The organism is Janthinobacterium sp. TPC_1 (assembly GCF_056037845.1).
Genome location: NZ_CP195157.1, coordinates 5896613 through 5922667, shown reverse-complemented (window position 1 = coordinate 5922667; position 26055 = coordinate 5896613). Strand labels below are relative to the sequence as shown.

Here is a 26055-nt window from a genome sequence, read left to right as displayed (position 1 = left end):
CATCCGGCGCCGCCTGAGCACCCGCGTGGCGCCTGGTCAAGCCGGCTGGCGGGAGATTTGTAGCGAGTTTGTATCTGCATGCGAGTCGCCCGCGTCACGTGCTCGCCGGGGCGCGGCGCCCCGCAAGCCTGATTTTTTCACCATTCCCCCGCACTGGCGGCCTGCTTGCCGGCCCGCCTGCTCCTCCCATGCCTGCCTGGCTGTGTGTAATTGTTTCAAGTAGAAATGAAACAGTTACATGACTATGCTAGAGTCGTTTCACGCTAGGGAGCGATGTTTTTTCAGCTGACTTTCAGCTCTTGACTCCCCCGGCTGTGTACCGAAACAACCCCGAAAAACGGTCGTCCGGCCTGAGTGTGTTCCACCTCGGCCGGCGCCACAGACTCGCCGTGCCAGCGGCCACTACAAGGATAAGCGATGGATTCGCAGACAACACCCAACACCCCGCGGCGCAGCCGCCGCTCGAAAATCGTCGGCACGGTCATCGCGCTGGCCGTGATGGCCGCGCTGGGCGGCGGTGCCTGGTACCTGACCCACTCCGGCGCCAGCGCCCAGGGCGGCGCGGGCGCCGGCGCTGGCGGTCCCGGCGGGCCTGGCGGGCCAGGCGGACGCCGCGGCGCGCCGTCGACCACCGTGGGCGTGGCCACGGCCGTCAAGTCCGACCTGCCCGTGGTGCTCGATGCGCTGGGCACGGTGACGGCGGCGTCTACCGTGACGGTGCGCCCGCAAGTGTCGGGCATATTAAAAGAATTGAAATTCAAGGAAGGCGGCATGGTCAAGGCGGGCCAGGTGGTGGCGCAGATCGACCCGGCGCAGTTCGAGATGGCGCTGATGCAGGCCACGGGCCAGCGCCAGCGCGACGAAGCGCAGCTGGAAAACGCGCGCCTGACCCTGAAACGCTATCAAACCCTGCTGGGCCAGGATTCCATCGCGCGCCAGGATGTCGATACGCAGGCAGCATTGGTGAAACAGCTGGAAGGCACGGTGATGACGGACCGCGCGGCCGAAGGCACGGCCAGGCTGAACCTGGGTTATACAAAAGTGGTGTCGCCGATCAGCGGCCGCGCAGGCCTGAAGGTGGTCGATATCGGCAACCTGGTGAGCACCAGTGATGCGGGCGGCGTGGTGGTGGTGACGCAGCTGTCGCCCATCGACGTGCAGTTTTCCGTGCCGCAGGATAAGGTGCAAACCATCCAGGAGCGCCTGAATTCGGGGTCGGCCCTGGCGGCGCTGGCGCTGGACCGCACGCGCACGCATACCCTGGACCAGGGCAGCCTGAGCGCGCTGGACAACCAGGTCGACGTGCAGACGGGCACCGTGCGCGCCAAGGCCCGCTACGCGAACGACAAGATGGCGCTGTTCCCCAGCCAGTTCGTCAACGTGCGCCTGGAACGGGCAACATCACGGGCGCCGTGCTGGTGCCCGTCACGGCCCTGCGTCACAGTAACAACGGCGACTTCGTGTATGTGCTGAAAGCGGATAAAACCGTCACCGTGCGCATGGTCACGCGGGGCCAGGCCACCACCGACATGGTGGAAATCCGCGCCGGCCTGGAAGCGGGAGAACAAGTCATCACGGAAGGCGCCGACCGCCTGAAGGAAGGCGCGAAAGTCACCCTGGCGGGCGACAAGCCGGCCATGGGTGGCGCCGGTGGCGTGGGTGGCGAACGCCGCCACCGCCGCCAGCACCCTGATGGCAGTGGCGGCGCGGCCAGCGCATCGGCTTCCGCCTCGGCGCCGGCCAGTGCGCCAGCCACGGCGCCAGCGAAGGGCGCGGCGCAATGAGTCCATCGACTCCGTTCATCAAGCGCCCCGTCGCCACGGCGCTGCTGATGCTGGCCATCGTGCTGGCGGGGCTGGTCGGCTTCAAGTTCCTGCCGCTGGCCGCCTTGCCGCAGGTGGATTTCCCCACCATCCAGGTGCAGACCCTGTACCCGGGCGCCAGTCCCGAAGTCATGGGGCAGACCGTGACGGCGCCGCTGGAGCGCCAGTTCGGGCAGATGTCGGGCTTGCAGCGCATGAGTTCCACCAGCGCGGCCGGCGTCTCCCTCATCACCCTGCAATTCACCCTGGGGCAGACGCTGGACGTGGCCGAGCAGGAAGTGCAGGCGGCCATCAACGCGGGCGGCTCGCTGCTGCCGACGGACTTGCCGGCGCCGCCCGTGTACGCGAAGATCAACCCGGCCGACGCGCCCGTGCTGACGCTGGCGATCACCTCGGACACGATGCCGCTGACGCAGGTGCAGAACATCGTCAACACGCGCCTGGCGCTGAAAATCAGCCAGGTCAACGGCGTGGGCCTGGTCTCGCTGTCGGGCGGCCAGCGTCCCGCCGTGCGCATCCAGGGCGACACCAAATTGCTGGCCTCGTACGGCCTGGGCCTCGACAGCCTGCGCACGGCCATCGCGGCGGCCAACGTCAACAGCGCCAAGGGCAGTTTCGACGGCCCCACGCGTTCGTTCACCATCAACGCCAACGACCAGCTGGTGACGGCGGAAGACTACAAGCGCCTGATCATCACGTATAAAAACGGCGCGCCCGTGCGCCTGCTTGACGTGGCCAACGTCGTCGACAGCGCGGAAAACACGCGCCTGGGCGCCTGGTCGGGCAAGCAGCCGGCCATCATCCTGAACGTGCAGCGCCAGCCGGGCGCCAACGTCATCAAGACGGTGGACGCCATCAAGGCCCTGCTGCCCGACCTGCAGGCCAGCCTGCCGGCGGCCATGAAGCTCGACGTGCTGAGCGACCGCACGACGGGCATCCGCGCTTCCGTCGAACACGTGGAAATGGAGCTGCTGTTGTCCGTGCTGCTGGTGGTGCTGGTGATCTTCGCCTTTTTGCACAGCCTGCGCGCCACCGTGATCGCCAGCCTGTCCGTGCCGATTTCGCTGATCGGCGCCTGCGGTGTCATGTATCTGCTCGGCTACAGCCTGAACAACCTGTCGCTGATGGCCTTGACGATTGCCACGGGCTTCGTCGTCGACGACGCCATCGTCATGATCGAAAACATCGCCCGCTACATCGAGGAGGGCGAAACGCCGATGGCCGCCGCCCTGAAGGGCGCGTCGCAGATCGGCTTTACCATCATCTCGCTGACTGTGTCGCTGATCGCCGTGCTGATTCCCCTGCTGTTCATGGGCGACGTCGTGGGCCGCCTGTTCCGCGAATTTGCCATGACCCTGGCCATCACCATCCTCATTTCCGCCGTCGTGTCCTTGACCCTGGTGCCGATGATGTCGGCGCGCTGGCTGAAAAGCCATGCCGATGAAAAAATCAGCGCCACGGGCCAGCGCATCCAGGCTTTCCTCGACCGCGTGATCGTGCAGTACGACCACGCGCTGGTGTGGGTGCTGAAACGCCAGGGCCTGACCTTGCTCGTCGCCCTGGCCACCTTGCTGCTGACCGTCGTCCTGTACATCACGATTCCGAAAGGCCTGTTCCCCACGCAGGACACGGGCCAGCTGAAGGCGCGCATCGAAACGTCGCAAGCCGTTTCGTACGAACGCATGGCCACCTTGCAGCAGGCCGCCGCCAGCGCGCTGCTGGAAGATCCCGCTGTCGATACCCTCAGTTCCCTCGTCGGCGTCGATGCGGCCAACAATACCATGCTGCACACGGGTAGCATGCTGATCAATCTCAAGCGTCCGCGCAGCGGCAGCCAGGACGAGATCATGGAACGCCTGCGCAACCGCGTGGCCAGGGTGGCTGGCGTGACCCTGTACCTGCAGCCGACGCAGGATCTGACCATCGATGCGGAATCGGGCCCGACGCAGTACCGCGTCTCGCTGGAAGGGGCCGACACGGCCACCGTCACCGAGTGGGCCGGCAAGCTGGCCGCGCGCATGCGCGAGCAATCGCAGCTGCGCAACGTCGTCACGGATGCGGGCGCCGGGCGCCACGGGCGCCGCCGTCACGGTCTCCATCGACCGCGACAGCGCCGCGCGCATGTCCGTCACCACGGCCACCGTCGACGACGCCTTATATAACGCCTTCGGCCAGCGCATCATTTCGACGATTTTCACGGAAACCAACCAGTACCGCGTGATCCTCGAAGCGCAGCCGGGCATCGTCACCACGCCGGCCGACCTGTCGGAGCTGCAGGTGCGCACGGGTTCCGGCAAGTCGACGCCGCTGTCCGCCTTTGCCAGCGTCAGCGAAAAACAGGCGCCGCTGCAGATCACGCACGTGGCGCAGTACCCGGCCACGACCTTGGGCTTTGATACGACGCAAGGCGTGGCCCTGGGCAGCGCTGTCGACGCCATCCGCCAGGCGGCGAAGGACATCGCCTTGCCGCCGTCGGTGACTTTGACCTTCCTCGGCGCGGCCGGCGCGTATGAAAATTCGCTGTCGAACCAGCTGTGGCTCATTCTTGCCGCCGTCGTCTGCGTCTACATCGTGCTGGGCGTGCTGTACGAAAGCTACATCCACCCGCTGACGATCCTGTCGACCCTGCCGTCGGCCGGCGTGGGCGCCTTGCTGGCGCTGATGATCTCGGGCCAGGATCTGGGCGTGATCGGCATCATCGGCATCATCCTGCTGATCGGCATCGTCAAGAAGAACGCCATCATGATGATCGACTTCGCCATCGAGGCCGAACGCGATGAAGGGAAAAGCCCGCAGGAAGCCATCCACCAGGCGGCGCTGCTGCGTTTCCGCCCGATTTTGATGACGACCCTGGCGGCGCTGTTCGCGGCCGTGCCGCTGATGCTGGGCTGGGGCGAGGGCGCCGAGTTGCGCCGTCCGCTGGGCCTGGCCATTTTCGGCGGCCTGATCGTCAGCCAGGTGCTGACGCTGTTTACCACGCCCGTCATCTACCTGGGCTTCGACCGCCTGGGCCAGCGCTTCGCATCCAAAACGCGGGGCGTGAACCTGGACAAGCCGGCCGATAACGCGGGGAGCGCCGCGTGAACCTGTCCGAACCGTTCGTCAAGCGTCCCATCGCCACCGTGCTGCTGACCATCGGCATCGCGCTGGCGGGCATCGGCGCCTTCTTCGTGCTGCCCGTCTCGCCGCTGCCGCAGGTCGATTATCCGACCATTTCCGTCAGCGCCAGCCTGCCCGGCGCCAGCCCCGCGACCATGGCCACGTCGGTGGCCACGCCGCTGGAACGGCGCCTGGGCGTGATCTCGGGCGTGAACGAGATGACGTCGTCGTCGGGCACGGGCTCGGCGCGCATCAATTTGCAGTTCGACCTGAACCGCAAGATCGATTCGGCCGCGCGCGAAGTGCAGGCGGCCATTGCCGCCGCGCGCGTGGACTTGCCGGCCACCCTGCGCAGCAACCCCACCTACCGCAAGGCCAATCCGTCCGACGCGCCCGTGATCATCCTGGCGCTGACGTCGAAAACGCGCACGCCGGGCCAGATCTACGACGCCGTGTCGAACCTGGTGCAGCAGAAGGTGGCGCAAGTCAAGGGCGTGGGCGACGTGGAACTGGGCGGCGGCTCGCTGCCGGCCGTGCGCGTGGAACTGCTGCCGTACCAGCTCAATCACTATGCCGTGTCGATGGAAGACGTGCGCGCAGCCATCCAGGCCAGTAACGCCAACCGCCCGAAAGGGGCGATTTCCGGCGACGCGCGCAGCCTGCAGATCTATTCGGGCGCGGCGACGGCGTCGGGCGGGCGCAGCGCCGCCGATTACCGCAGCCTGGTGGTGGCCTGGCGCGACGGCGCCGCCATCCGCCTCGACGACGTGGCCGACGTGGTCGACGGCGTGGAGAACAACAATACCCTGGGCCTGTTCAATGGCGACCCGGCCGTCATCGTGCTGATCACGCGCCAGCCGGGCGCCAACGTCATCGCCACCGTGGACGGCGTGCGCGCGCTGCTGCCGCAACTGCAGGCGCAGTTGCCCGGCGACATCAAGCTGCAGGTGGCGTCCGACAGCACCAACTCCATCCATCCGCTCGTCCCTGCACGAGATCGAGTTCACGCTGATATTGTCCATCGTGCTCGTCGTGCTGGTGGTCAGCGCCTTCTTGCGCAGCGTGCGCGCCACCATCATCCCCGCCGTGGCCACCATCGTCTCGCTGCTGGGCACCTTCGGCGTGATGTACATGCTGGGCTTTTCGCTAAATAACCTTTCCTTGATGGCGCTCACGGTGGCCACGGGCTTTGTCGTCGATGATGCCATCGTGGTGCTGGAAAACACGCAGCGCCACATCGAGGCCGGCATGGACCGTTTCAAGGCGGCCCTGCTGGGCGCGCGCGAAGTGGGTTTTACCGTGCTGTCGATCAGCCTGTCGCTGGTGGCCGTGTTCATCCCGCTGCTGTTCATGGGCGGGCAGGTGGGGCGCTTGTTCCGCGAGTTTGCCGTCACCCTGTCGGCCGCCGTGATGATTTCGCTGGTGATCTCGCTCACGACCACGCCGATGATGTGCGCCTGGCTGCTGAAAAGCGGCCAGCAGCATAAAAAGCCGGGTGCGGTGGCGCGCTGGTTCGAGCGGGGTTTCGAGCGCATGCTGAACGTGTATGAACACTGCCTGGACTGGGCCTTGTCGAGCGCCGCGCTGGTGATGACCATCCTCGTGTTCGTCGTCGGTTTGAACGTGTACCTGTTCGCGGCCGCGCCCAAGGGCTTTTTCCCGCAGCAGGACACGGGCCAGATCAATGGCGGCATGCGCGCCGACCAGAGCATCTCGTTCCAGGCCATGCAGAGTAAATTGCGCCAGCTGGTCAACATCATCAAGGACGATCCGGCCGTCGCCACCGTCGTGGGATTTACGGGCGGCGGACGGGCAGGGGGCGGCTTCATGTTCATCGACCTGAAACCCGCGTCGCAGCGCACCGACAAGGGGCAAGCCGTGATCGCGCGCCTGCGCCCGCAACTGGCCAAGGTGACGGGCATCTCGCTGTTCCTCAACCCCGTGCAGGATTTGCGCATGGGCGGGCGCTCGAGCAATTCCACGTACCAGTACACTTTGATCAGCGACAACCAGGCCGACCTGAAGAAATGGGCGGCGAAGCTGGCCGACCAGATGAAACTGCAGCCGGCCCTGATCGACGTGGACACGGACCAGGCGGAAAACGGCGTGGAAACCTTTGTCTCCATCGACAAGGACCGCGCCACGCAGCTGGGCGTGCAGGTGCGCGACATCGACAATGCGCTGTACAACAGCTTCGGCCAGCGCCAGGTGGCGACCATCTACGATGAGCTGAACCAGTACCACGTGATCATGGAAGTGGCGCCCCGCTATGCGCAAAGCCCGGAAGCGCTGCGCTCCGTGTACGTGCCGGCGTCGAATGCGGCGGCCGTCGCCGCCACTGCCACCACCACCAGTGTGGCAGCGGCGCCGTCGAATACGACGGCGGCGCGCGACCCGTCCAGCGGCTCGGCCCTGTCCACGACCCTGGCGCACATGGTGCCGCTGTCGTCGTTCAGCAGCTTTGCCGAAAGCGCGACGGCCACGTCGATCAACCACCAGGGCGGCGAACTGGCCACCACCGTGTCGTTCAACCTGGCCGACGGCTATCCGCTCAGCGACGGGCAGGCGGCCGTGGCCCAGGCGGAGTCGGAAATCGGCATGCCGGTCAACGTGCGCGGCAGCTTCCAGGGTTCGGCGAAGAGCGCGCAGGACAGCAACAAGGAGCAGCCGCTCTTGATCCTGGCGGCCATCGTGGTGATCTACATCGTGCTGGGCATCCTGTATGAAAGCCTGGTCCACCCCGTCACCGTGCTGTCTACTTTGCCCTCGGCGGGCGTGGGTGCCGTGCTGGCCTTGCTGCTGTTCCGCATGGAGTTTTCCATCATCGCCCTGATCGGCGTGTTCCTGTTGATCGGTATCGTCAAGAAAAATGCTATATTGATCATCGACTTCGCGCTGGAGGCCGAGCGTTCGCGCGGCTTGAGTGCAGTGGAGGCGGTGCGCGAGGCATGTTTGCTGCGTTTCCGCCCCATTCTGATGACCACCCTGGCGGCGGCGCTTGGCGCCTTGCCGCTGGCGATCGGTTTCGGCGAGGGGTCAGAGCTACGCCAGCCCTTGGGGGTCGCCATCATCGGCGGCCTGATTGCCAGCCAGTTACTCACATTGCTGACCACCCCGGTGGTCTATATCCTGCTCGACAAGCTGCGCACGCGCAGCGCCGACGAGCAGCAATTGAGCCGCATTCCTGGGCCAGATAACTCGAGTACACAATCATGAAGCAAGTAAAACCTATTTCCTCCGCCGTTCCCGCACGCCACCTGCTGGCACTGGGCGCGGCCACCGCTTTCCTCCTGCTGGCCGGCTGCGCCGTCAGCCCCGCGTATGAAACGCCCACGGCCGCCGCGCCGCAAGCGTTCAAGGAGGCGGCCGGCTGGCAGCCTGCCGCGCCGGCCGACACCCTGGAGCGGGGACCGTGGTGGACCCTGTTCGGCGACGCGCAATTGAACCAGCTGGCCGAAGGCATCGACATCTCGAACCAGAACGTGGCGGCCGCCATCGCTTCCTACGAGCAGGCGCGCGCGCTGGTGCGCGAGCAGCGCGCCTCGCTGTTCCCCACGGTGAACCTGACGGGCAGCGGCGCCCGTTCCGGTGGCGGCGGCGAGCAGCAGACGAACAACAACTTCAAGGCCGCCATCGGCGCCTCGTGGGAGCCGGACGTGTGGGGCAAGCTGCGCGCCGGCGTGACGGGCGCCGACGCCAGCGCGTCCGCCAGCGCGGCGGATCTGGCCGCCGCGCGCCTGTCGGCGCAGGGCGAGCTGGCCACCAATTACTTTTCGCTGCGCCAGAGCGATGCGCAGATCGCGCTGCTCAATTCAACGATCGACGGCTACAAGCGCGTGCTCGAGATCACCGGCAACCGTTTTAACTCCGGCATCGCCGCCAAGTCCGACCTGCTGCAGGCGCAGACGCAGCTGGCCAATGCGCAAATCGACCTGTCGAGCCAGACGCGCGCGCGCGCCCAGCTGGAACACGCGATCGCCATCCTGCTGGGAAAAGCGCCGTCCGACTTCAGCCTGGCCGTGGCGCCATGGACCCTGACCGTGCCCGAGGTGCCGCTGGGCGTGCCATCGACCCTGCTGCAGCGCCGTCCCGACATCGCCGCCGCCGAGCGCCGGGTGGCCGTGGCCAACGAGCAGATCGGCATCGCCCGTTCCGCCTACTATCCGAGCCTGAACCTGACGGGATCGTACGGTTCCGGCGCCAGCAAGGTGGGCGACCTGTTCAATGCATCGTCGAGCCTGTGGTCCCTGGGCGTGTCGGCCGCGCAAACGCTGTTCAACGCAGGTGCCACCACGGCCAGCGTGGATGCGGCCAAGGCGGGGCATGAGGCGGCCGTGGCGCGCTACCGCCAGACGGTATTGAGTGCCTTTGGCGCCGTGGAAGACCAGTTGTCGGCCACGCGCGCGCTGGCCGAACAGCTGGCCCTGCGCCAGCAGGCATCGTCCGCCGCCGACCAGGTCGAGCAGCAGATGCTGAACCGCTACAACGCGGGCCAGGTCGGCTATACGGACGTGGTGACGGCGCAGGTGACGGCCCTGTCGGCGCGCCGTTCGCTGGTGCAAGCCCAGGCGGACCGCCAGACGACGGCCGTGGCGCTGATCCAGTCGCTGGGCGGCGGCTGGCATGCGCCGCAGGCGCAGTAAGGGGACAGGCTGGCGCGGGCTGAAAAACCTGCGCCAAATTCGCGTTTTCCCGCGCATCTTGAGTGCTAGAATGCAAGATTATCAATTCCCAGCCTGACGGTTTGGCCGTGGCTGCTATCTTGCCGACGATGACACGCAGCAAACACAGCAATTTGTCCGTTCCCGACGTGGCCACCATCGTCTTTCCCGTGGTGGCCATCGGCGCTTCCGCCGGCGGACTCGATCCCATCGTCGCTTTCCTGGCCAACGTACCGCAGGAAAGCGGCATCGCCTTTGTGGTGATCCAGCATCTTGATCCCACGCAAAAAGCCATGCTGCCGGAATTGCTGCAGCGCGCCACCAGCATTCCCGTCGCGGAAATCACGCATCAGTCGGAATTGCGCCCGAACCATATCTATGTGATTCCGTCGAATGCGGATCTGGGCCTGTCCAAGGGCCGATTCGTGCTCAGCGAGCCGCTGCAGCTGCGCGGGCACCGCCTGCCCATCAATGCCTTTTTCGAAAGCCTGGCGGCCGAACTGGGCGAGCTGGCCGTCGGCGTGATCTTTTCCGGCATGGGCAGCGACGGCACGCGCGGCTTGCAGGCCATCAAGCAGGCGGGCGGCCTGACCCTGGCCCAGCATCCCGATACGGCCAAGTTCGACATGATGCCGCAAAGCGCGATTTCCGCCGAAGTGGTGGACCTCGTCGATTTTCCCGACAAGATGCCGGACAAGATCATCACCTATCTGTTCCGCAGCAGTTTCCTCAGCTTGCCGGGGCATGAACCGAACGGCCGCAATTCCCTGCAAGAAATCGTCGCCTTGCTGTCCGAGCACACGGGCAACAGTTTTACCGATTACAAGATCAACACGGTGCTGCGCCGCATCGAGCGGCGCATGAGCTTGTACCAGATGACGTCGATGGAAGACTATGTGCCGTATCTGCGCGCCAATCCCGCGGAAATCGACTTGCTGTTCAAGGAATTGCTGATCGGCGTGACGAGCTTTTTCCGCGATCCGAAAGTGTGGGAATACCTGAAGATGGTGGTCGTGCCGCAAATGCTGGCGGCCCACCCGGACGGACGCGCCTTCAAGGCCTGGGTGCCCGCCTGTTCCACGGGAGAGGAGGCGTATTCGCTGGCCATGGTGTTCCATGAAGTGGTGGCCGGCATCAACCCGCCGTCGAAATACAGCCTGCAGATCTTCGCCACCGACCTGTCGGCCGACGCCATCGACCGCGCGCGCCAGGGGCGCTTTCCGCACAGCATCATCAGCGACGTGTCCGCCGAACGGCTGGAGCGCTTTTTTGTCAATGACAAGAACGGCTACCATGTGAAGAAAGAGATCCGCAACACGATCATCTTCGCCCAGCAAAACATCATTTCGGACCCGCCGTTTACCAAGCTCGACATCTTGTGCTGCCGCAACCTGTTGATCTATCTCAATGCCAAGCTGCAGCAGCGCCTGATTCCCCTGTTTCATTACGCCTTGAACCGCGATGGGATCTTACTGCTGGGCAGCGCCGATACGCCCGGCCACTTTTCCGAGCTGTTTTCGCCGCTGACCACGTCGACCCGGCTGTACCGCCGCCTCGACAACCTGGCGCGCCAGCGCCTGCCCACGTATTTTCCCACCAAGGTTTCGTTGGCATCCCCCCCCACACCTAGCGACACGAGAGAAGTCAGCATGACCGGAAAGATTCAATCCCATGTCGAGCAATTATTGCTCCAGAAATATTCACCGGCCGCCGCGCTGCTGAACCAGGATGGGGACATCCTGTACATCAATGGCCGCACGGGCGCCTTCCTGGAACCGGCGGCCGGCAAGGCCAACTGGAATATCCACGCCATGGCGCGCGAAGGCTTGCGCTACGAGCTGGCCGGCCTGATCAAGCAGGCGCTGCAAAGCGAAAGCGTGGTGCGCCTGAAGGGCCTGGTAGTCAAGGACCACCTGGGACAATCGCTGGGCGTGGACTTGAGCGCCGAAGCCCTGAGCCAGCCGGAATCCCTGCGCGGCATGGTCTTCGTGACGTTTTCCAGCGTGCCCCTGGTGGCCGAAGCGCGCCGCGGCCGTTCGCCGAACCCCAAGGTGCTGGAGCTGGAACAGCAGCTGGCGCAGGCGCGCAATGAGATCCAGGCCGTGCGCGACGAGATGCAGACCTCGCGCGAGGAACTGAAATCGGCCAACGAGGAGCTGCAGTCGACCAATGAAGAGCTGCAATCGACGAACGAGGAGCTGACCACCTCGAAGGAAGAGATGCAGTCGCTCAATGAAGAGTTGTACACGGTCAATGCCGAGCTGCAATCGAAGGTCGATGATTTGTCGCTGGTCAATAGCGACATGAAGAATCTGCTCAATAGTACGGATATCGCCACCATCTTCCTCGACAGCGATTTGCGCATCCGCCGCTTTACGGCGCCGGCCACGCAAATCTATAAGCTGATCCAGACGGACTTGCGCCGTCCGCTCAGCGACATCGTCAACGACCTCGATTATCCGGGCCTGGAAGACGATGCGCTGGAAGTCATCCGCAGCCTCGTGTTTTGCGAGCGGCAGGTGCCGACCAAGACGGGGCGCTGGTACAACGTGCGCATCATGCCGTACCGCACGATCGAAAACGTGATCGATGGCGTGGTGGTGACCTTCATCAACATCACGGAATCGAAGCTGCTGGAAGCCCAGTTGCGGCAGATGCAGTCCGACGGGGCGGCCGGAGAAAGCGCGCCATGAGCGAACCATTCGACGGCGGCGTGCCGGGCAGGCTGAGGGAGCAGGCCGAACAACTGGCAGCGGAGCAGCGCCAGACCGTGCCGCCGCAGTCGAATGAAGACGTGATGCGTCAGCTGCATGAGCTGCAGGTCAGCCAGATCGAGCTGGAAATGCAGAACGCGGCCCTGGCCGAGCTGGAGCAGCTGAAGAATGAATTTGAAAGCAGCCGCGACCGTTATGCGGAGCTGTATGAGCAGGCGCCCGTCAGCTATTTTTCGCTGGCGCGCGATGGGCTCGTCACGCGTGTCAACGTGGCGGCGTGCGGCTTGTTGCAGCGCGACAAGAACCAGCTGCTGGGGCGGCGCTTCGAGCAATTCGTCGCGCCCCATGCACAGGGCGGCTTCCGGCGTTTCCTCGACGCCGTCTTCAACAGCGGCGCGCGCCAGGTGCTCGAAGCGCAGCTGTTCGAAGGCGAGGCGGGCGGCACGGGCGGCATGGTGCGCATCGAGGCCAATCTCGACGCGGCCAGCGCCACGGCGCGCATGCTGGTGACGGACCTGGGCGACGAGCATGCGCGCGAATCGGCCTTGCGGCGCGCCTTTGTCATTCTCGACAGCATACGCGAAGGCGTGCTGGTGACGGACAGCGACAACCGCATCATTTCCGTCAACCCCGCTTTCACCACCATCACCGGCTATCAGGCGGAGGAAGCCATCGGGCGCGACCCGTCCTTCCTCGGCGGCGGCACGCATTTGCCGCAGTTCTATGAAGCCATGTGGCGCAGCCTGCACCAGGATGGCAACTGGTATGGCGAACTGGTGAACCGGCGCAAGAATGGCGAACGCTTCGTCGAATCGCTGTCGATTACGCCCATGCGCAGCCAGGATGGCGGCATCAGCCATTTTGTCGGCGTGTTTTCCGACATTACCGAGCGCAAGCTGGCCGAGGCCGATTTGCGCGAACTGCACCGCGAGCTGGATCAGCGGGTCGTCGACCGCACGGCCGAATTGCTGCGGGCCAACCAGCACCTGCAGCTGGAAGTGCACCAGCGCGAGCGGGCACAGGAAGCCTTGCGCGACGCCGAGCGTTTCTTTCACGCCACTATCGATTCGCTGACGGACCGGGTGCTGGTGCTGGATCAGGCCGGCAGTATCGTGCATGCCAACCAGGCTTGCCTGGCCTTCGTCGGGCAAATCCCGCGGCCGCTGAATTACCTGGAATTTTGCGAGGCGGACCCGCGCTGGCAGCGCAGCGCCGGACGCGAGCTGGCTGCCGGCATCCGCGCCGTCATTGCCGGCACTGCCGACACGTTTGCGCTCGAATACGAATTTGCCACGCGCTCGGGCCCCCGCTGGTCGCAGGCCCGGACCAGCCGTTTCCTCGGCGAAGGGCCGCTGCGCGTGGTGGTGGCGCACACGGACATCACCGAACGCAAGCTGATGGATGGCGCGCTGCGCCAGTCGCATGCCCAGCTGCGCCAGCTGGCGCTGCACCTGGAAACGGCCAAGGAAGATGAACGCAAGCGCATCTCGCGCGATATCCACGACGAACTGGGACAAAACCTGCTGGCGCTGCGCATCGATATTTCCATGCTCAGCGCGCGCACCGAGGGTTCCCATCCGCGCCTGCATCGCCGGGTCGGCGCCGTGCTCAGCAATGTCGACACTACCATCAAGAGCGTGCGCGGCATCATGAACGAATTGCGCCCGATGGCGCTGGACCTGGGCCTGCAAGCCGCCATCGAGTGGCAGGTAGGCGACTTCCGCAAGCGCAGCGGCGTCGCCTGCCGCCTGCTGATACGCGACGAGGCGCTGTTCGCCGCCATCGGCAGCCAGGTCGAGATCGTGCTGTTCCGCATCGTGCAGGAAGCGCTCAGCAACGTCATGCGCCACGCCCAGGCCAGCCAGGTCGAGATCGAACTCAGTTCGGATGCCTGCGCCGTGTACCTGGCCATCAGCGACAACGGCGTCGGCATCACGCCGCAGCAGCAGCGCAAGAAACAGTGTTTTGGCCTGATCGGCATCGCCGAGCGGGTGACGGCGCTGGGCGGCCACTTCGAGGTGGGCTTGCCGGTCTCGGGCGCCGGTTGCCGGCTGGCCCTGCAGATTCCCCTGCAGGGGACGGGACGGCCGGCCACCTGATACGGAAATTGCAATGGGTTAATTTTTGCCGACTCGGCTCTCCTGGACAGGCTATACTTTCGCCTGCTATTCATGGAGGGGCATATCTTGTTCAAAACAATCGTTTTACCAGTCGCCTTGTTGGGCGCGTTCGCCGGCGCACACGCCGACGAAGGGCAGTGGCAACCACACCAGCTGCCACAGCTGAAAGCCGAGCTCAAACGGGTCGGCATCGACATTCCTGCAGAAAAACTCGCCGACCTGAGCAAGCACCCGATGAGCGCCATCGTGTCGCTGGGCGGCTGCTCGGCCGCTTTCGTCTCCGACGCGGGCCTGGTGGTGACGAACCACCATTGCGCGTATGGCGCCGTGCAGCGCAATTCCACGCCGGAACACAATTACATCACCAACGGCTTTCTGGCCAAGACGCGCGCCGCAGAGCTTCCTGGCGGTCCGAACAGTCTCGTGTATGTGACGGACAAGGTGGAGAACGTCAGCGACCGCGTCCTGAAAGGCTTGACGGCCGACATGAGCGGCCGCGCGCGCCACGAAGCCGTGGAAAAGCGCATCAAGGACCTGATCGCCGAATGCGAAACGGACAAGATGTACCGCTGTTCCGTGCCCGCCTTCCACCGCGGCCTCGAGTACTACCGCATCCGCCAGATGATGATACGCGACGTGCGCCTCGTGTACGCGCCATCGGACAAGATCGGCAATTTCGGCGGCGACACCGACAACTACGAATGGCCGCGCCACACGGGCGATTACTCGTTCCTGCGCGCCTACGTGGGCAAGGATGGCCGTCCGGCCGACCCGTCGCCCGACAACGTGCCGTATAAATCGAAGGATTTCCTGGTGGTCTCGGCCGAAGGCTTGAAAGCCGGCGACGGCATCTTGCTGGCGGGCTACCCCGGCCGCACCAGCCGCTACAAGCTGCCGGCGGAAATCCGCTTTGCGCGCGATACGGCCTTCCCCCTGAAAGTATCGGAACTGCAAGCCGACCTGGCCGTGATGGCCGACGCGACGCAGGGCGATGCCGCCGCCGCCGTGCGTTACGCCAGCGTGGTGAAAAGCATCAACAACGTGCTGAAGAAAACCCAGGGCTTGCTCGACGGTTTCGCGCGCAAGGACATCGCCGCCATCAAGGATGTGCAGGATGCCGAATTCCGCGCCTGGTACGCCAAGCAGCCGAACGTGTCGCCTACCCTGCTGGCGGAACTGGACGCGGCGATCGCCAGCGACATGGCCCTGAGCGAAGAAGAATTCGCCTGGTCCGTGGCCACCAACAGCGATCTGCTGAAAAGCGCGCGCACCGTCTACCGCCTGTCGCTGGAGCGCCAGAAAGCGGACGCCGAGCGCGAATCGGGCTTCCAGCAGCGCGACCTGGCTTTCATCAAGGCCCGCCTGGCGCGCCTGGAACAGTCGTACGTCAACAAGGTGGACCAGGCGCGTTTTGAAGCCGGCCTGAAGCGTTATGCCCAGCTGGCGGCGAAGAGCCATCCGCAAGGCCTGGACGCGCTGCTGCCGGCGCCAGCTGCCGTGGCGGCCCTGTACCAGCAGACGCAACTGGCTGACACGGCCAAGCGCCTGGCCTGGCTGGAAAAGGACCAGGCTGCCGTGGCCCGGTCCGACGACGCCTTCATGCAGCTGGCCATCAAGCTGCAGCCCGTGGAAGCGGCGCTGGAAGAGCGCCGCAAGGAAATCGACGGCAACCTGGAACGCGTGATTCCGCAATACATGCAAGCTGTGATTGCCTGGAAGAAAACACAAGGCAAGCCGGTGTATCCTGACGCCAATTCGACCCTGCGCGTGACCTACGGCACCGTCTCGCCGTACTCGCCGCGCGATGGCATCACCAAGGGACCGTTCACGACCGTGGAAGGCATCGTCGAGAAAGTCACGGGCAAGGCCCCGTTCGAAGCGCCGCAAGGCTTGATCGACGCCGTCAAGCAAAAACGCTACGGCCAGTTCCGCGACCCGGCCCTGGGCACGGTTCCCGTCAACTTCCTGACCAGCGCGGACACCACGGGCGGCAATTCGGGCTCGGCCGTGATGAACAAGCGTGGCGAGCTGATCGGCCTGAACTTCGATTCCACGTATGAATCGATCACCAAGGACTGGTACTTCGACACGGCCATCACGCGCGCCATCCACCTCGACATCCGCTACATGCTGTGGGTAATGAAGGAAGTGGACCACGCGGATAACTTGCTGCAGGAAATGACGATCAAGTATCCGAAGTCTGTGAAAACTGCCAACAAGTAAGCTTCAGCTTGCGCCAGCGCAAAGCCGCATCCGCCCCAGGGCCGATGCGGCTTTTTTGCGTATGGCCAACTATTTTGAGTTCCATCAATATGCCAGCGTCCGCCATGGTTAGCATGAACCAGGGAGACTATGCGATGGAGGCAATATGGATGATGGCGAGCTGGCAGCCGATCTTGCGCGCCTTTTCGGAGCAGGTAGACAAGTTCAGGACAGCCGCTTGCTGCGCATGGATTTTCCGCGCGAGGACGGTCCGCCCGATACCGCGCTGCTGGTCAACAGCTTGCGGGCACACGAGGAAATGTCACGCGACTTCCGCTTCGACGCCGAAGTGCTGTCGGACAATCTCCACGTCCCCCTGACGGCGATGATGGGACGCATGGTCACGATTTCGCTGGTGCGCGATGACGGCAGCTTGCGCTATTTTAATGGCTACGTCGGCGAATTTCGCTTGTTGCGCAGCGATGGCGGTTTCGCGTTCTACCAGATGGTGCTGCAACCCTGGCTGGCGTTTTCCAGGCTGCGCATGGACAACGTTTCGTTCCACGAACGCACGGTCATCGACATCAGCGAAACGACCTTCAATCATTATTTGCAGCGCGACTGGCAAAACCGGCTGCAGGAGGAAAAAGCGATATTAAGCTGCGCCAACCAGCATAATGAAACCGATTACAACCATCTGCACCGGCGCTGGGAAGACCAGGGTATCCATTACTGGTATGAACATCGCGCCGACGGCCATACGCTGTGTCTGGGCGACAATACCTGGCTGAACGACAGCATCGATCCAGGCGACGGCCATGCCGGCGAAGCCGACGAGATGGCGTTTCGCAGCGGCGCCGGCTCGCTGGAGCGCGACGGCATACGCGATTGGCAGGCAATACGGAAGATCGCCTCAGGCTCGCTCACGCTGGCCAGTTTCAACTACAAGCATCCGTATGCCAGCCGCGCCAGCGGCTACGCGCTGCACCAGCAGGGCGACGTGTTTGCCCATGAACTGTATCAAAACACCGGCTATGGCTATGCCGGCATGGGTGACGGCGAAGCGCTGGCGCAACGCCGCCTGGAGGAGCAGAACTGCCAGGCGCAATACTTCGAAGCTGGCGGCAATCACCGCTGCGCCCAGGCCGGGCGCAGTTTCACGCTGGGCGGACACTTCAGCGCCCAGCAAGCCATGCCGGCCAGAGGTGAGGCGGCGCGCCCGGACATCGGCGCGCGCGAATACCTGATCGTGTCGGTCGATCATATCGCCAGCAACAATTACCAGCAGGCACGGGTGCGAAGTCGCAGTATGAAAACCGTTTTCGCTGCATCCGCAAGAGCATCCGCTGGTATCCGGGGCGGCACTTCAACAGCACGCCTTGCGCCTTGCCCGGCGTGCAGACGGCGATCGTCACCGGGCCGGCAGGCGAAACCATCCATACCGACGGTCTGGGCCGGGTGAAGGTGCAATTCCACTGGGACCGGCTGGGCAAGTTCGACGCGGGCAGTTCGCCTTGGATCCGGGTCATGACGCCATGGGCGGGCCAGGCGTTTGGCCAGATCGCGCTGCCGCGCATCGGTCAGGAAGTGCTGATCCAATTTCTCGACGGCAATATCGACCGTCCCGTCATCGTCGGCGCGGTGTACAACGGCAACCATGCGCCGCCGTGGAATTTGCCGGGGCAACGCATGCTGGGCGGCTGGCGCAGCGCCGAGCTGATGCCTGGCGGCGGCTACGGCGTGCGCGGCAACCAGCTGGTGCTCGACGACACGCACCAGCGCATCCAGGCGCAACTGAAAAGCGATCATCAGCACAGCCAATTGTCGCTCGGCTGCATCAGCCGCATCGAAGACGCCAGCGGGCGCAAGGATGCGCGTGGCGAGGGCTGGGAACTGGCGTCAGACGCCTGGGGCGTGGCGCGCGCCGGCCGCGGCATGTTGCTGACCACCGAAGCGCGCCCTGGCGCCGCCTCGCATATCAAGAGCATGGATGAAACCTTGCGCCGGTTGGCCGAGGCTGCTGAACGGCACAAGGCACTGGCCGCCCTGGCGCAGCATTACGGCGCGCAAGAAAGCGCCGCCCAGCAGGGCGCCGCCGCCGATGTGCTCAATGCCCAGCATGCCGCGATCAAGGGCGGTGCCGGCAGTGGCGAAAGCGCATTTCCCGAACTATCCAAACCGCATCTGGTGCTGGCCAGTCCGGCCGGTATCGAAACGACGACCGCGCAATCGACGCACATCGCCAGCGCCGAGCACACTGCGCTGACGTCCGGGCGCGACCTGTCGCTGGCGGCCGGCGGCGGCCTGTTCGCCAGCATCGGCGCAGCGTTCCGCCTGTTCGTCCACAAGGCTGGCATGAAACTGATCGCTGCAGCTGGCCCGGTGCAGATCGCGGCGCAAACCGATGCGGTCGATATCGTCGCCAACAAGGTGCTGGAATTGATCAGTCAGACGGACTGGGTGAATATTCGCGGCCGCAAAGGCGTGCGCCTGCATGGCGCCAATTGCATGCTTGAAATTAGCGACAAGGTCCAGTTTTTTACCGCGTCGCCGACGCTGTTCCATGGAAACCTGGAAACCTTGGCCCCCAAGAACCGGCCGCAACCGGAGCAGGAGCCACCCATCGCGCCGGTAGCGGGGCAGTTGCAGCATACGATACAGGCCCATGCGGATGGCGGGCAATACGCGCAGGTGCCGTACACGCTGTACAACGGGGAAGCCGAAGTCGAGCAAGGCCTGACCGACGAATTCGGTCGCATCCTGATCGCGCATCAGGATGGCACGCCGCGCTACCGTGTCGTCCTTGGCAATGGCGAAGAGTTTTCATTGCAAGCGAGCGCACGCTTCGACCCGGACGCGGCGCCGGACGGCGAACACAAGCTGTCGAACCGCGGCTTGCGCGCGTTCGACGACACGGCCGACGGCCGCGGGGTTCAATGATTCACGACACTGACTGGAGAGTGCCATGCCGGAATCGAGCGGCCGTATTGAAACCACCCACATCGACGAAGTCGGACGCACTGCGACGAGTTCGCTTCAGTGGCTGCTGGAAAACCGCAACCTGAAGGGCAAGGCCACTCATCCGATTACGCATAACAACAAGCTGACACTGTTCATCTGCGGACAGGAAGGGTTCTCCAACATCGCCGGCGAGATCGCCAAGGCTAAACATTCGATCGACCTGTGCTGCTGGGGTTTCGACCCGGGCATGGAACTGGTGCGCGGCAGCGGCGCCACCTGGCCGCGGGGCGAAACGTTTGGCGACTTGCTGATCGCCGCCGCACGGCGTCACGTCAGGGTGCGCCTGCTGGTCTGGTATGACCGGATCGGTTCGCCGATGGTGCGCAATATGCCGGGCTATTCGCACGGTACCTCATCATGGAAAGCCGATGGACAACGCTTTGATGACATCAGCGCAAAAGCCAGCCTGTCGATGTTGCACGATGCTGTCCAAAAAAAGAAACATATTTTAGGCAACGGTTATTGGGGCGAGTACCTCCGGCCTGAGGATATTCCGATAATGGCGCGTCAAGAATATTGTTACAGCTGGTATGCGGCCGCTTTCAAGGGCCTGTTCGGGGGGCTGGAAATTCGTTTGCGGCACGGCGACAGCGCCGCAATCAGCAAGAGTATCGCGACCGAAATAAACCAGCCGCACGGCCTGACGATGGGGGAAATCGAAAAGCCCGGCATGCAATACCTGGGCACGCACCACCAGAAGCCGGTCCTGATCGATTTCGATCACGAAGAGGGCGCCAAGGCCGTCGGTTACGTGATGGGCCTGAACTCGGTGACCGATTATTGGGATACGACGGCCCATCTGCTCGACGATACGCGCCGCGAACAGGGCGGCGTCAACGAGCGGCGCGAGTGTGTGCAGGGAATGGCCGCGGATGGCGGCTTCGCCACCTTGAAACCCTATCAGGATTACGCCTGCCGCATCGACGGCGGCCGTGCGCTGATCGCGCTCTACAATAATTTCGTGAAGGCGTGGGACCGCGCGTCTGGTGATCGCACGCATGGCGCCGCCACTGCCAGCGTGAGCCGCGAATTGCCACATGGCAGCCCGCCGGCGCGGCTGTTGCGCAAGGCCGGACCAAGCGACTCCACCGTGCAGATCGTCCTGACGCAGCCCGAGGAACAAGACAAGACGATCAAGGAAACCTATTTTCGCGCCGTGACCCAGGCCAGCCTGGCGGCCGGCTACCTGTACGTGGAAAACCAGTATTTCCAGTATGAAGAATGGGCCCGGCACTTGCTGGCCGAGCGCAAGAAGGTGGTCGCCGCCTGGAAGGCCGGCAGTGTCAAGGCGGGCAAGAGTCTTGAAGATATGCCGGTCATGCACGTATTCATTGTCATTCCCGTGCCGGAGCGCGCGCAGATGGTGCCGCGCACCCACGACACGCTGGCTGCGCTGGGGCAGCATGCCGGCATGACGGGGCAAAACACCATGATCGACGACTATAACAAGCGACCGAAAACCCGGCGTGTCAGGGCAGGATTCGGCATTTCCACCGAGGCGGAAGTCAAGTTGCCCGACGTGGTACAGCATGCCAACGGCATCAACAAACCCGGTGCGATGACGCTCGAAAGCGAATTCGGGCTGAAGGTATCGGTGGCCATGCTCAATGTCAGCGCGTTTGACAAGGACCGCTGGCGTTACCGTGAAATCTACATCCATTCCAAATTGATGCTGGTCGACGACGCGTTCATGACGCTGGGCAGCGCCAACCTGAACCAGCGCAGCATGGCCGTCGACAGCGAGATCAATATCGCCACCGACGATCACCGCGTGGCCCGCGATTTGCGCAAGCGGGTGTGGCGCATGCATAGCGGGGGATTGGTTGATGGCGGGGCGGGGACGAAGGCGGAAATTATAGCTGCTTATCGGAAGTGGGTGGAGTTGATGGGAGAAAACCGTGGCAGGAAAAAATCTGATTCTGCAAGTGCGGACCACAAGAAAATGACCGGCTTCTTGCTCCCCTTGGAAGATAGACGCAGTTCCACGATACGTTTGGGATGAGCATGAAAAAGTATAAAAATTTCCCTCTTCCCCTGCCTTTTTTTATCTTGGCAGTTTTCCTGATTTTCATTTTAGGTGCCTGCAAAATGTCAAACGACACGAAAGAAGTCCTGCCGCGTAACCAAAGCCTACCGCTCTTCAATCCGCATGTTCCCGACTTCATTTGCGAAATCGAGGCGAGCAAGGTGCCGCCCATCGATGCGCAAGCCGAGGACTGGTTCCTCGAAGCGCGCGCCTTGGAAGATCCTGAAATTTTCGTGGAAGACCGCGATTACAAAAAAATCGTCGATCTGACGCGTCAAGCGGCGCAGCGTTCGCACTGGAAGGCGATGCTCAATCTGGCCAGTCTGTATGTGGAAGGGCGCGATCCTTTGCATGGTGAGGAAGAAGCGGTGCAACTGGTGGAAAAGGCGATGCGGCTGGGCATACCGGCGGCCTATGACCGGATGGGGACGTATTACGCGAATGGCACGGGCGTCAACGGCGACATCACGCGTGCTTATGCTTTCTGGCAAAAGGCGGCGCAAATGGGTAATCCCCAAGCGATGGATTTTTTGTCAGATAAACTAAATGTAGGTCCTGCAAATGAAGGCGGAGGGTATTGGGCTAATATTCCTGTTGCAATAAAAATGATGGAATGTGCATTTTCCCAAGGGTACGGACCAGTTGCATATAATTTATCTTACATGTATGCCTCCCCGAGAATGGCCACAGGGAGAGTTAGCGGACCGCGTACGCCAGAAACTAAAGCACTTGCTCTTAAAGTTCTACATGAGGGCGTAGCATTCGGCTGCGAAAAGTGCGCAAACAAACTCACGATTGAATTCGGCGATCCGTTTGATCTTGCAAATATGCTGGTTCCGTATATTGATAAGGCGCGAGCGGAACGTTACGGCGTACTTAGTCGTGCCCTCGGCTTCAATCCCAATCGCCGCTTTCCCAACCTCGATAAAATCCTGCCATTGCCGCCGGCCGATCTGCCGCCGTGGGATGGTCAACGAAAGAGCCTGCTTGACGCGGCAATGGGTGTCCGCCCGCCGCCAGCCACTCCGCAGCCAAGCGCCGCCGCGCTATTACAAAAACCGTACTTCCTGGCCGCCGACTATGCGCTGCGTCCGACTGGCTTGCTCAGCGATGCGCCGACTGCGCCGTTTTCTGCATACTGGCAACCCGCCAAAGGGCAAGGAGTGACTGAGCCGGCCCGGCTGTTCAGTGAAGGCGAAGAGTTCCGCCATTTCAGCATGCTCGATGCCGCTGGCAAGAGCCGTTACGGCCCCGTGACGTGGGAACAGTGCCTGACGATACGGCACAACCATGGCGCCGTGGAACCGCGCGCGGTGCAGGGTTTGATGCGCGAGGTGGCGCGGCCCGAGCCGTTGTTGAGCTGCGCTTGCGGGCAAGCCTGTCCGGTCAGCGGCGTCTGGCAACCGTGGGTGGCGGCCGACCATCCGCTGCAGGCCATCGTCAACCAGTACTGGCGCCAGACCTGGCTGACCCAGGGCGCGCCGTTCCCGCGACCGCGCCGCGACTGGCTGCTCGATTTGCCTGACGACGAGGTGACGTGGCATTTGATGGATGCGTCCCTTCCTGATCTTGGATAAGGCAATGGATAGCAATCAATCCAGCATGGCTGCCATGAGAGGACGCTTCGCGTCGCTTATTTTCTTGTGCTGCCTGCTTGCCTGCAAAATGCCAGACGACAAAGTCCTGCCGCGCAACCAAAGCCTGCCGCTCTTCAATCCGCATGCTCCTGACTTCATTTGCGAAATCGAGGCGAGCAAGGTGCCGCCCATCGATGCGCAAGCCGAGGACTGGTTCCTCGAAGCGCGCGCCTTGGAAGATCCTGAAATTTTCGTGGAAGACCGCGATTACAAAAAAATCGTCGATCTGACGCGTCAAGCGGCGCAGCGTTCGCACTGGAAGGCGATGCTTAACCTGGCCAGCCTGTATGTGGAAGGGCGCGATCCTTTGCATGGTGAGGAAGAAGCGGTGCAACTGGTGGAAAAGGCGATGCGGCTGGGCATACCGGCGGCCTATGACCGGATGGGGACGTATTACGCGAATGGCACGGGCGTCAACGGCGACATCACGCGTGCTTATGCTTTCTGGCAAAAGGCGGCGCAGATGGGTAACCCCCAAGCGCTGGGTTTTTTAGGAGAAAAACTCACTGCGGGGAAGGATTATCCGGGTGCTGAAATGTGGGGGAATATTCCTGTGGCAATCAAGATGATGGAGTGTGCGCTGGGGCAGGGATATGGCCCATCCGCATATGATTTATCTTATTTATATGTTGTATTAAGAACGCCTGACGGCACGTCTGATGGGGAAAGAACAACTGAAACCAAAGAGCGTGCCTTGCAAGTATTACATACCGGAGTAAGGCTGGGCTGCGAGAAATGCGCAAACAAACTCACGATTGAATTCGGCGATCCGTTTGATCTTGCAAATATGCTGGTTCCGTACATTGATAAAGCGCGAGCGGAACGTTACGGTGTACTTAGCCGTGAACTTGGATTCAATCCCAATGCCCGCTTTCCTAATCTGGACAAGGTAGTGCCGCTTCCTCCAGCCGATCTGCCGCCCTGGAATGGCGACAGGGATACCTTGCTGCATGCCGCCATGGGTGTCCGTCCTCCGCCAGCCACCCCGCAGCCAAGCGCCGCCGCGCTATTACAAAAACCGTACTTCCTGGCCGCCGACTATGCGCTGCGTCCCACCGGCTTGCTCAGCGATGCGCCGACTGCGCCGTTTTCCGCATACTGGCAACCCGCCAAAGGGCAAGGAGTGACTGAGCCGGCCCGGCTGTTCAGCGAAGGCGAGGAGTTCCGCCATTTCAGCGTGCTTGATGCCGCTGGGAAGAGCCGTTACGGCCCCGTGACATGGGAGCAGTGCCTGACGATACGGCACAACCATGCGGCAGTGGAACCGCGCGCGGCGCGCGGTTTGCTGCGCGAGGTGGCGCGGCCCGAGCCTTTGTTGAGCTGCGCTTGCGGGCAAGCCTGTCCGGTCAGCGGCGTCTGGCAACCGTGGGTGGCGGCCGACCATCCGCTGCAGGCCATCGTCAACCAGTACTGGCGCCAGACCTGGCTGACCCAGGGCGCGCCGTTCCCGCGACCGCGCCGCGACTGGCTGCTGGACTTGCCAGATGGCGAGGTGACGTGGCATTTGATGGATGCGTCCCTTCCTGATCTTGGATAAGGCAATGGATAGCAATCAATCCAGCATGGCTGCCATGAGAGGACGCTTCGCGTCGCTTATTTTTTCTTGTGCTGCCTGCTTGCCTGCAAAATGCCAGACGACAAAGTCCTGCCGCGCAACCAAAGCCTGCCGCTTTTCAATCCGCATGCTCCTGACTTCATTTGTGAAACCGAGGCGAACAAGGTGCCGCCCATCGATGCGCAAGCCGAGGATTGGTTCCTCGAAGCGCGCGCCTTGGAAGATCCCGAAATTGCCGTGGAAGACCGCGATTACAAAAAAATCGTCGATTTGACGCGTCAGGCGGCAGAGCGATTGCACTGGAAGGCGATGCTCAATCTGGCCAGCCTGTATGTGGAAGAGCGCGATCCTTTATATGGTGAGGAAGAAGCGGTGCAACTGGTGGAAAAGGCGATGCGGCTGGGCATACCGGCGGCCTATGACCGGATGGGGACGTATTACGCGAATGGCTCGGGTGTCAACGGTGACATCACTCGCGCCTATGCCTTCTGGCAAAAGGCTGCTGTCATGGGAAATCCTCAGGCGATGAAATTTTTGGCGGATAAATTAAATGTTGGACCCGCCAGTGAAGGGGCGGGCTATTGGTCCAATATTCCGGTAGCGACAAAAATGCTGGAATGTGCATTTGGGCAAGGATATGGTCCCGCAGCATTTGATTTGCATTATTTGTATGTATCTCCACGGGCTGCCAATGGGAAAATAAATGGCTCGCGTAACGCTGAAACAAAAAATCGTGCATTAAAGGTGTTGCATGAGGGTGTTAAGTTTGGTTGTGAGGATTGTGCAAATGCATTGGCAATTGAATTCGGTTCACCTTTTGATCTTGCCGATATGCTGGCGCCATATGTGGACAAGGCTCGTGGCGAGCGATATCGTATGCTTAGTAATGCCCTCGGCTTCAACCCCAATCGCCGCTTCCCCAACCTCGATAAAATCCTGCCATTGCCACCGGCCGATCTGCCGCCCTGGGATGGTCAACGAAAGAGCCTGCTTGACGCCGCCATGGGCGTGCCCACCGCCAGCCACCCCGCAGCCAGGCGCCGCGGCGCTTTCAAAAGAGCCATATTTCCTGGCCGCCGGCTAGGCGCTGCGTCCCACCGCTTTGCCGCCCCGGCACTGCCCGCACTGTTCACGCGCCACGGCCTGCCGCATAGGCTGTGCCACGTATAATTCCTCGCACTATCCACCACTATTCTT

The 26055-nt window shown here is 62.8% G+C and carries 9 protein-coding genes and 4 pseudogenes; all 13 read left to right on the top strand.

Features of this window, described 5'->3' with window-relative positions:
* The first annotated feature begins 417 nt into the window (after positions 1-417).
* A pseudogene (locus ACQVLG_RS28765) lies at positions 418-1784 on the top strand (efflux RND transporter periplasmic adaptor subunit).
* Positions 1781-4907, top strand: a pseudogene (locus tag ACQVLG_RS28760) (efflux RND transporter permease subunit). The pseudogenes ACQVLG_RS28765 and ACQVLG_RS28760 overlap by 4 nt, the downstream one beginning before the upstream one ends.
* Positions 4904-8138, top strand: a pseudogene (locus tag ACQVLG_RS28755) (efflux RND transporter permease subunit). The pseudogenes ACQVLG_RS28760 and ACQVLG_RS28755 overlap by 4 nt, the downstream one beginning before the upstream one ends.
* The gene (locus tag ACQVLG_RS28750) at positions 8135-9565 is read left to right on the top strand and encodes an efflux transporter outer membrane subunit (protein ID WP_474292056.1); all 1431 of its coding nucleotides are present in this window, start codon (positions 8135-8137) and stop codon (positions 9563-9565) included. Before ACQVLG_RS28755 ends, ACQVLG_RS28750 begins: the two are co-directional and overlap by 4 nt.
* Positions 9566-9693: 128 nt before the next feature.
* The gene (locus ACQVLG_RS28745; protein WP_230540421.1) at positions 9694-12276 is read left to right on the top strand and encodes a chemotaxis protein CheB; all 2583 of its coding nucleotides are present in this window, start codon (positions 9694-9696) and stop codon (positions 12274-12276) included.
* Complete coding sequence (locus ACQVLG_RS28740) at positions 12273-14396, top strand: PAS domain-containing sensor histidine kinase (RefSeq protein ID WP_474292055.1); 2124 nt, start codon at positions 12273-12275, stop codon at positions 14394-14396. The genes ACQVLG_RS28745 and ACQVLG_RS28740 overlap by 4 nt, the downstream gene beginning before the upstream one ends.
* Positions 14397-14483: 87 nt before the next feature.
* Positions 14484-16640 (top strand): S46 family peptidase, encoded by a 2157-nt coding sequence (locus ACQVLG_RS28735; protein WP_474292054.1) that lies wholly within the window; start codon positions 14484-14486, stop codon positions 16638-16640.
* A gap of 145 nt (positions 16641-16785) precedes the next feature.
* A pseudogene (locus ACQVLG_RS28730) lies at positions 16786-17838 on the top strand (type VI secretion system Vgr family protein); the annotation flags it as partial.
* Between the two features lie 20 nt (positions 17839-17858).
* Positions 17859-19559, top strand: coding sequence for a type VI secretion system Vgr family protein (locus ACQVLG_RS28725; protein ID WP_474295839.1), 1701 nt, complete (start codon positions 17859-17861; stop codon positions 19557-19559).
* A 25-nt stretch (positions 19560-19584) separates the two neighbouring features.
* Positions 19585-21642: a phospholipase D-like domain-containing protein gene (locus tag ACQVLG_RS28720; protein WP_474292053.1), complete on the top strand. Its 2058-nt coding sequence runs from the start codon at positions 19585-19587 to the stop codon at positions 21640-21642.
* Between the two features lie 2 nt (positions 21643-21644).
* Positions 21645-23243: a tetratricopeptide repeat protein gene (locus tag ACQVLG_RS28715; RefSeq protein ID WP_474292052.1), complete on the top strand. Its 1599-nt coding sequence runs from the start codon at positions 21645-21647 to the stop codon at positions 23241-23243.
* A gap of 4 nt (positions 23244-23247) precedes the next feature.
* Positions 23248-24840 (top strand): SEL1-like repeat protein, encoded by a 1593-nt coding sequence (locus ACQVLG_RS28710; protein WP_474292051.1) that lies wholly within the window; start codon positions 23248-23250, stop codon positions 24838-24840.
* 90 nt (positions 24841-24930) lie between these two features.
* Positions 24931-26028 carry a tetratricopeptide repeat protein gene (locus ACQVLG_RS28705; RefSeq protein WP_474292050.1) on the top strand — a complete coding sequence of 366 codons (1098 nt, stop codon included), beginning with the start codon at positions 24931-24933 and terminating at the stop codon, positions 26026-26028.
* Positions 26029-26055 lie beyond the last annotated feature (27 nt).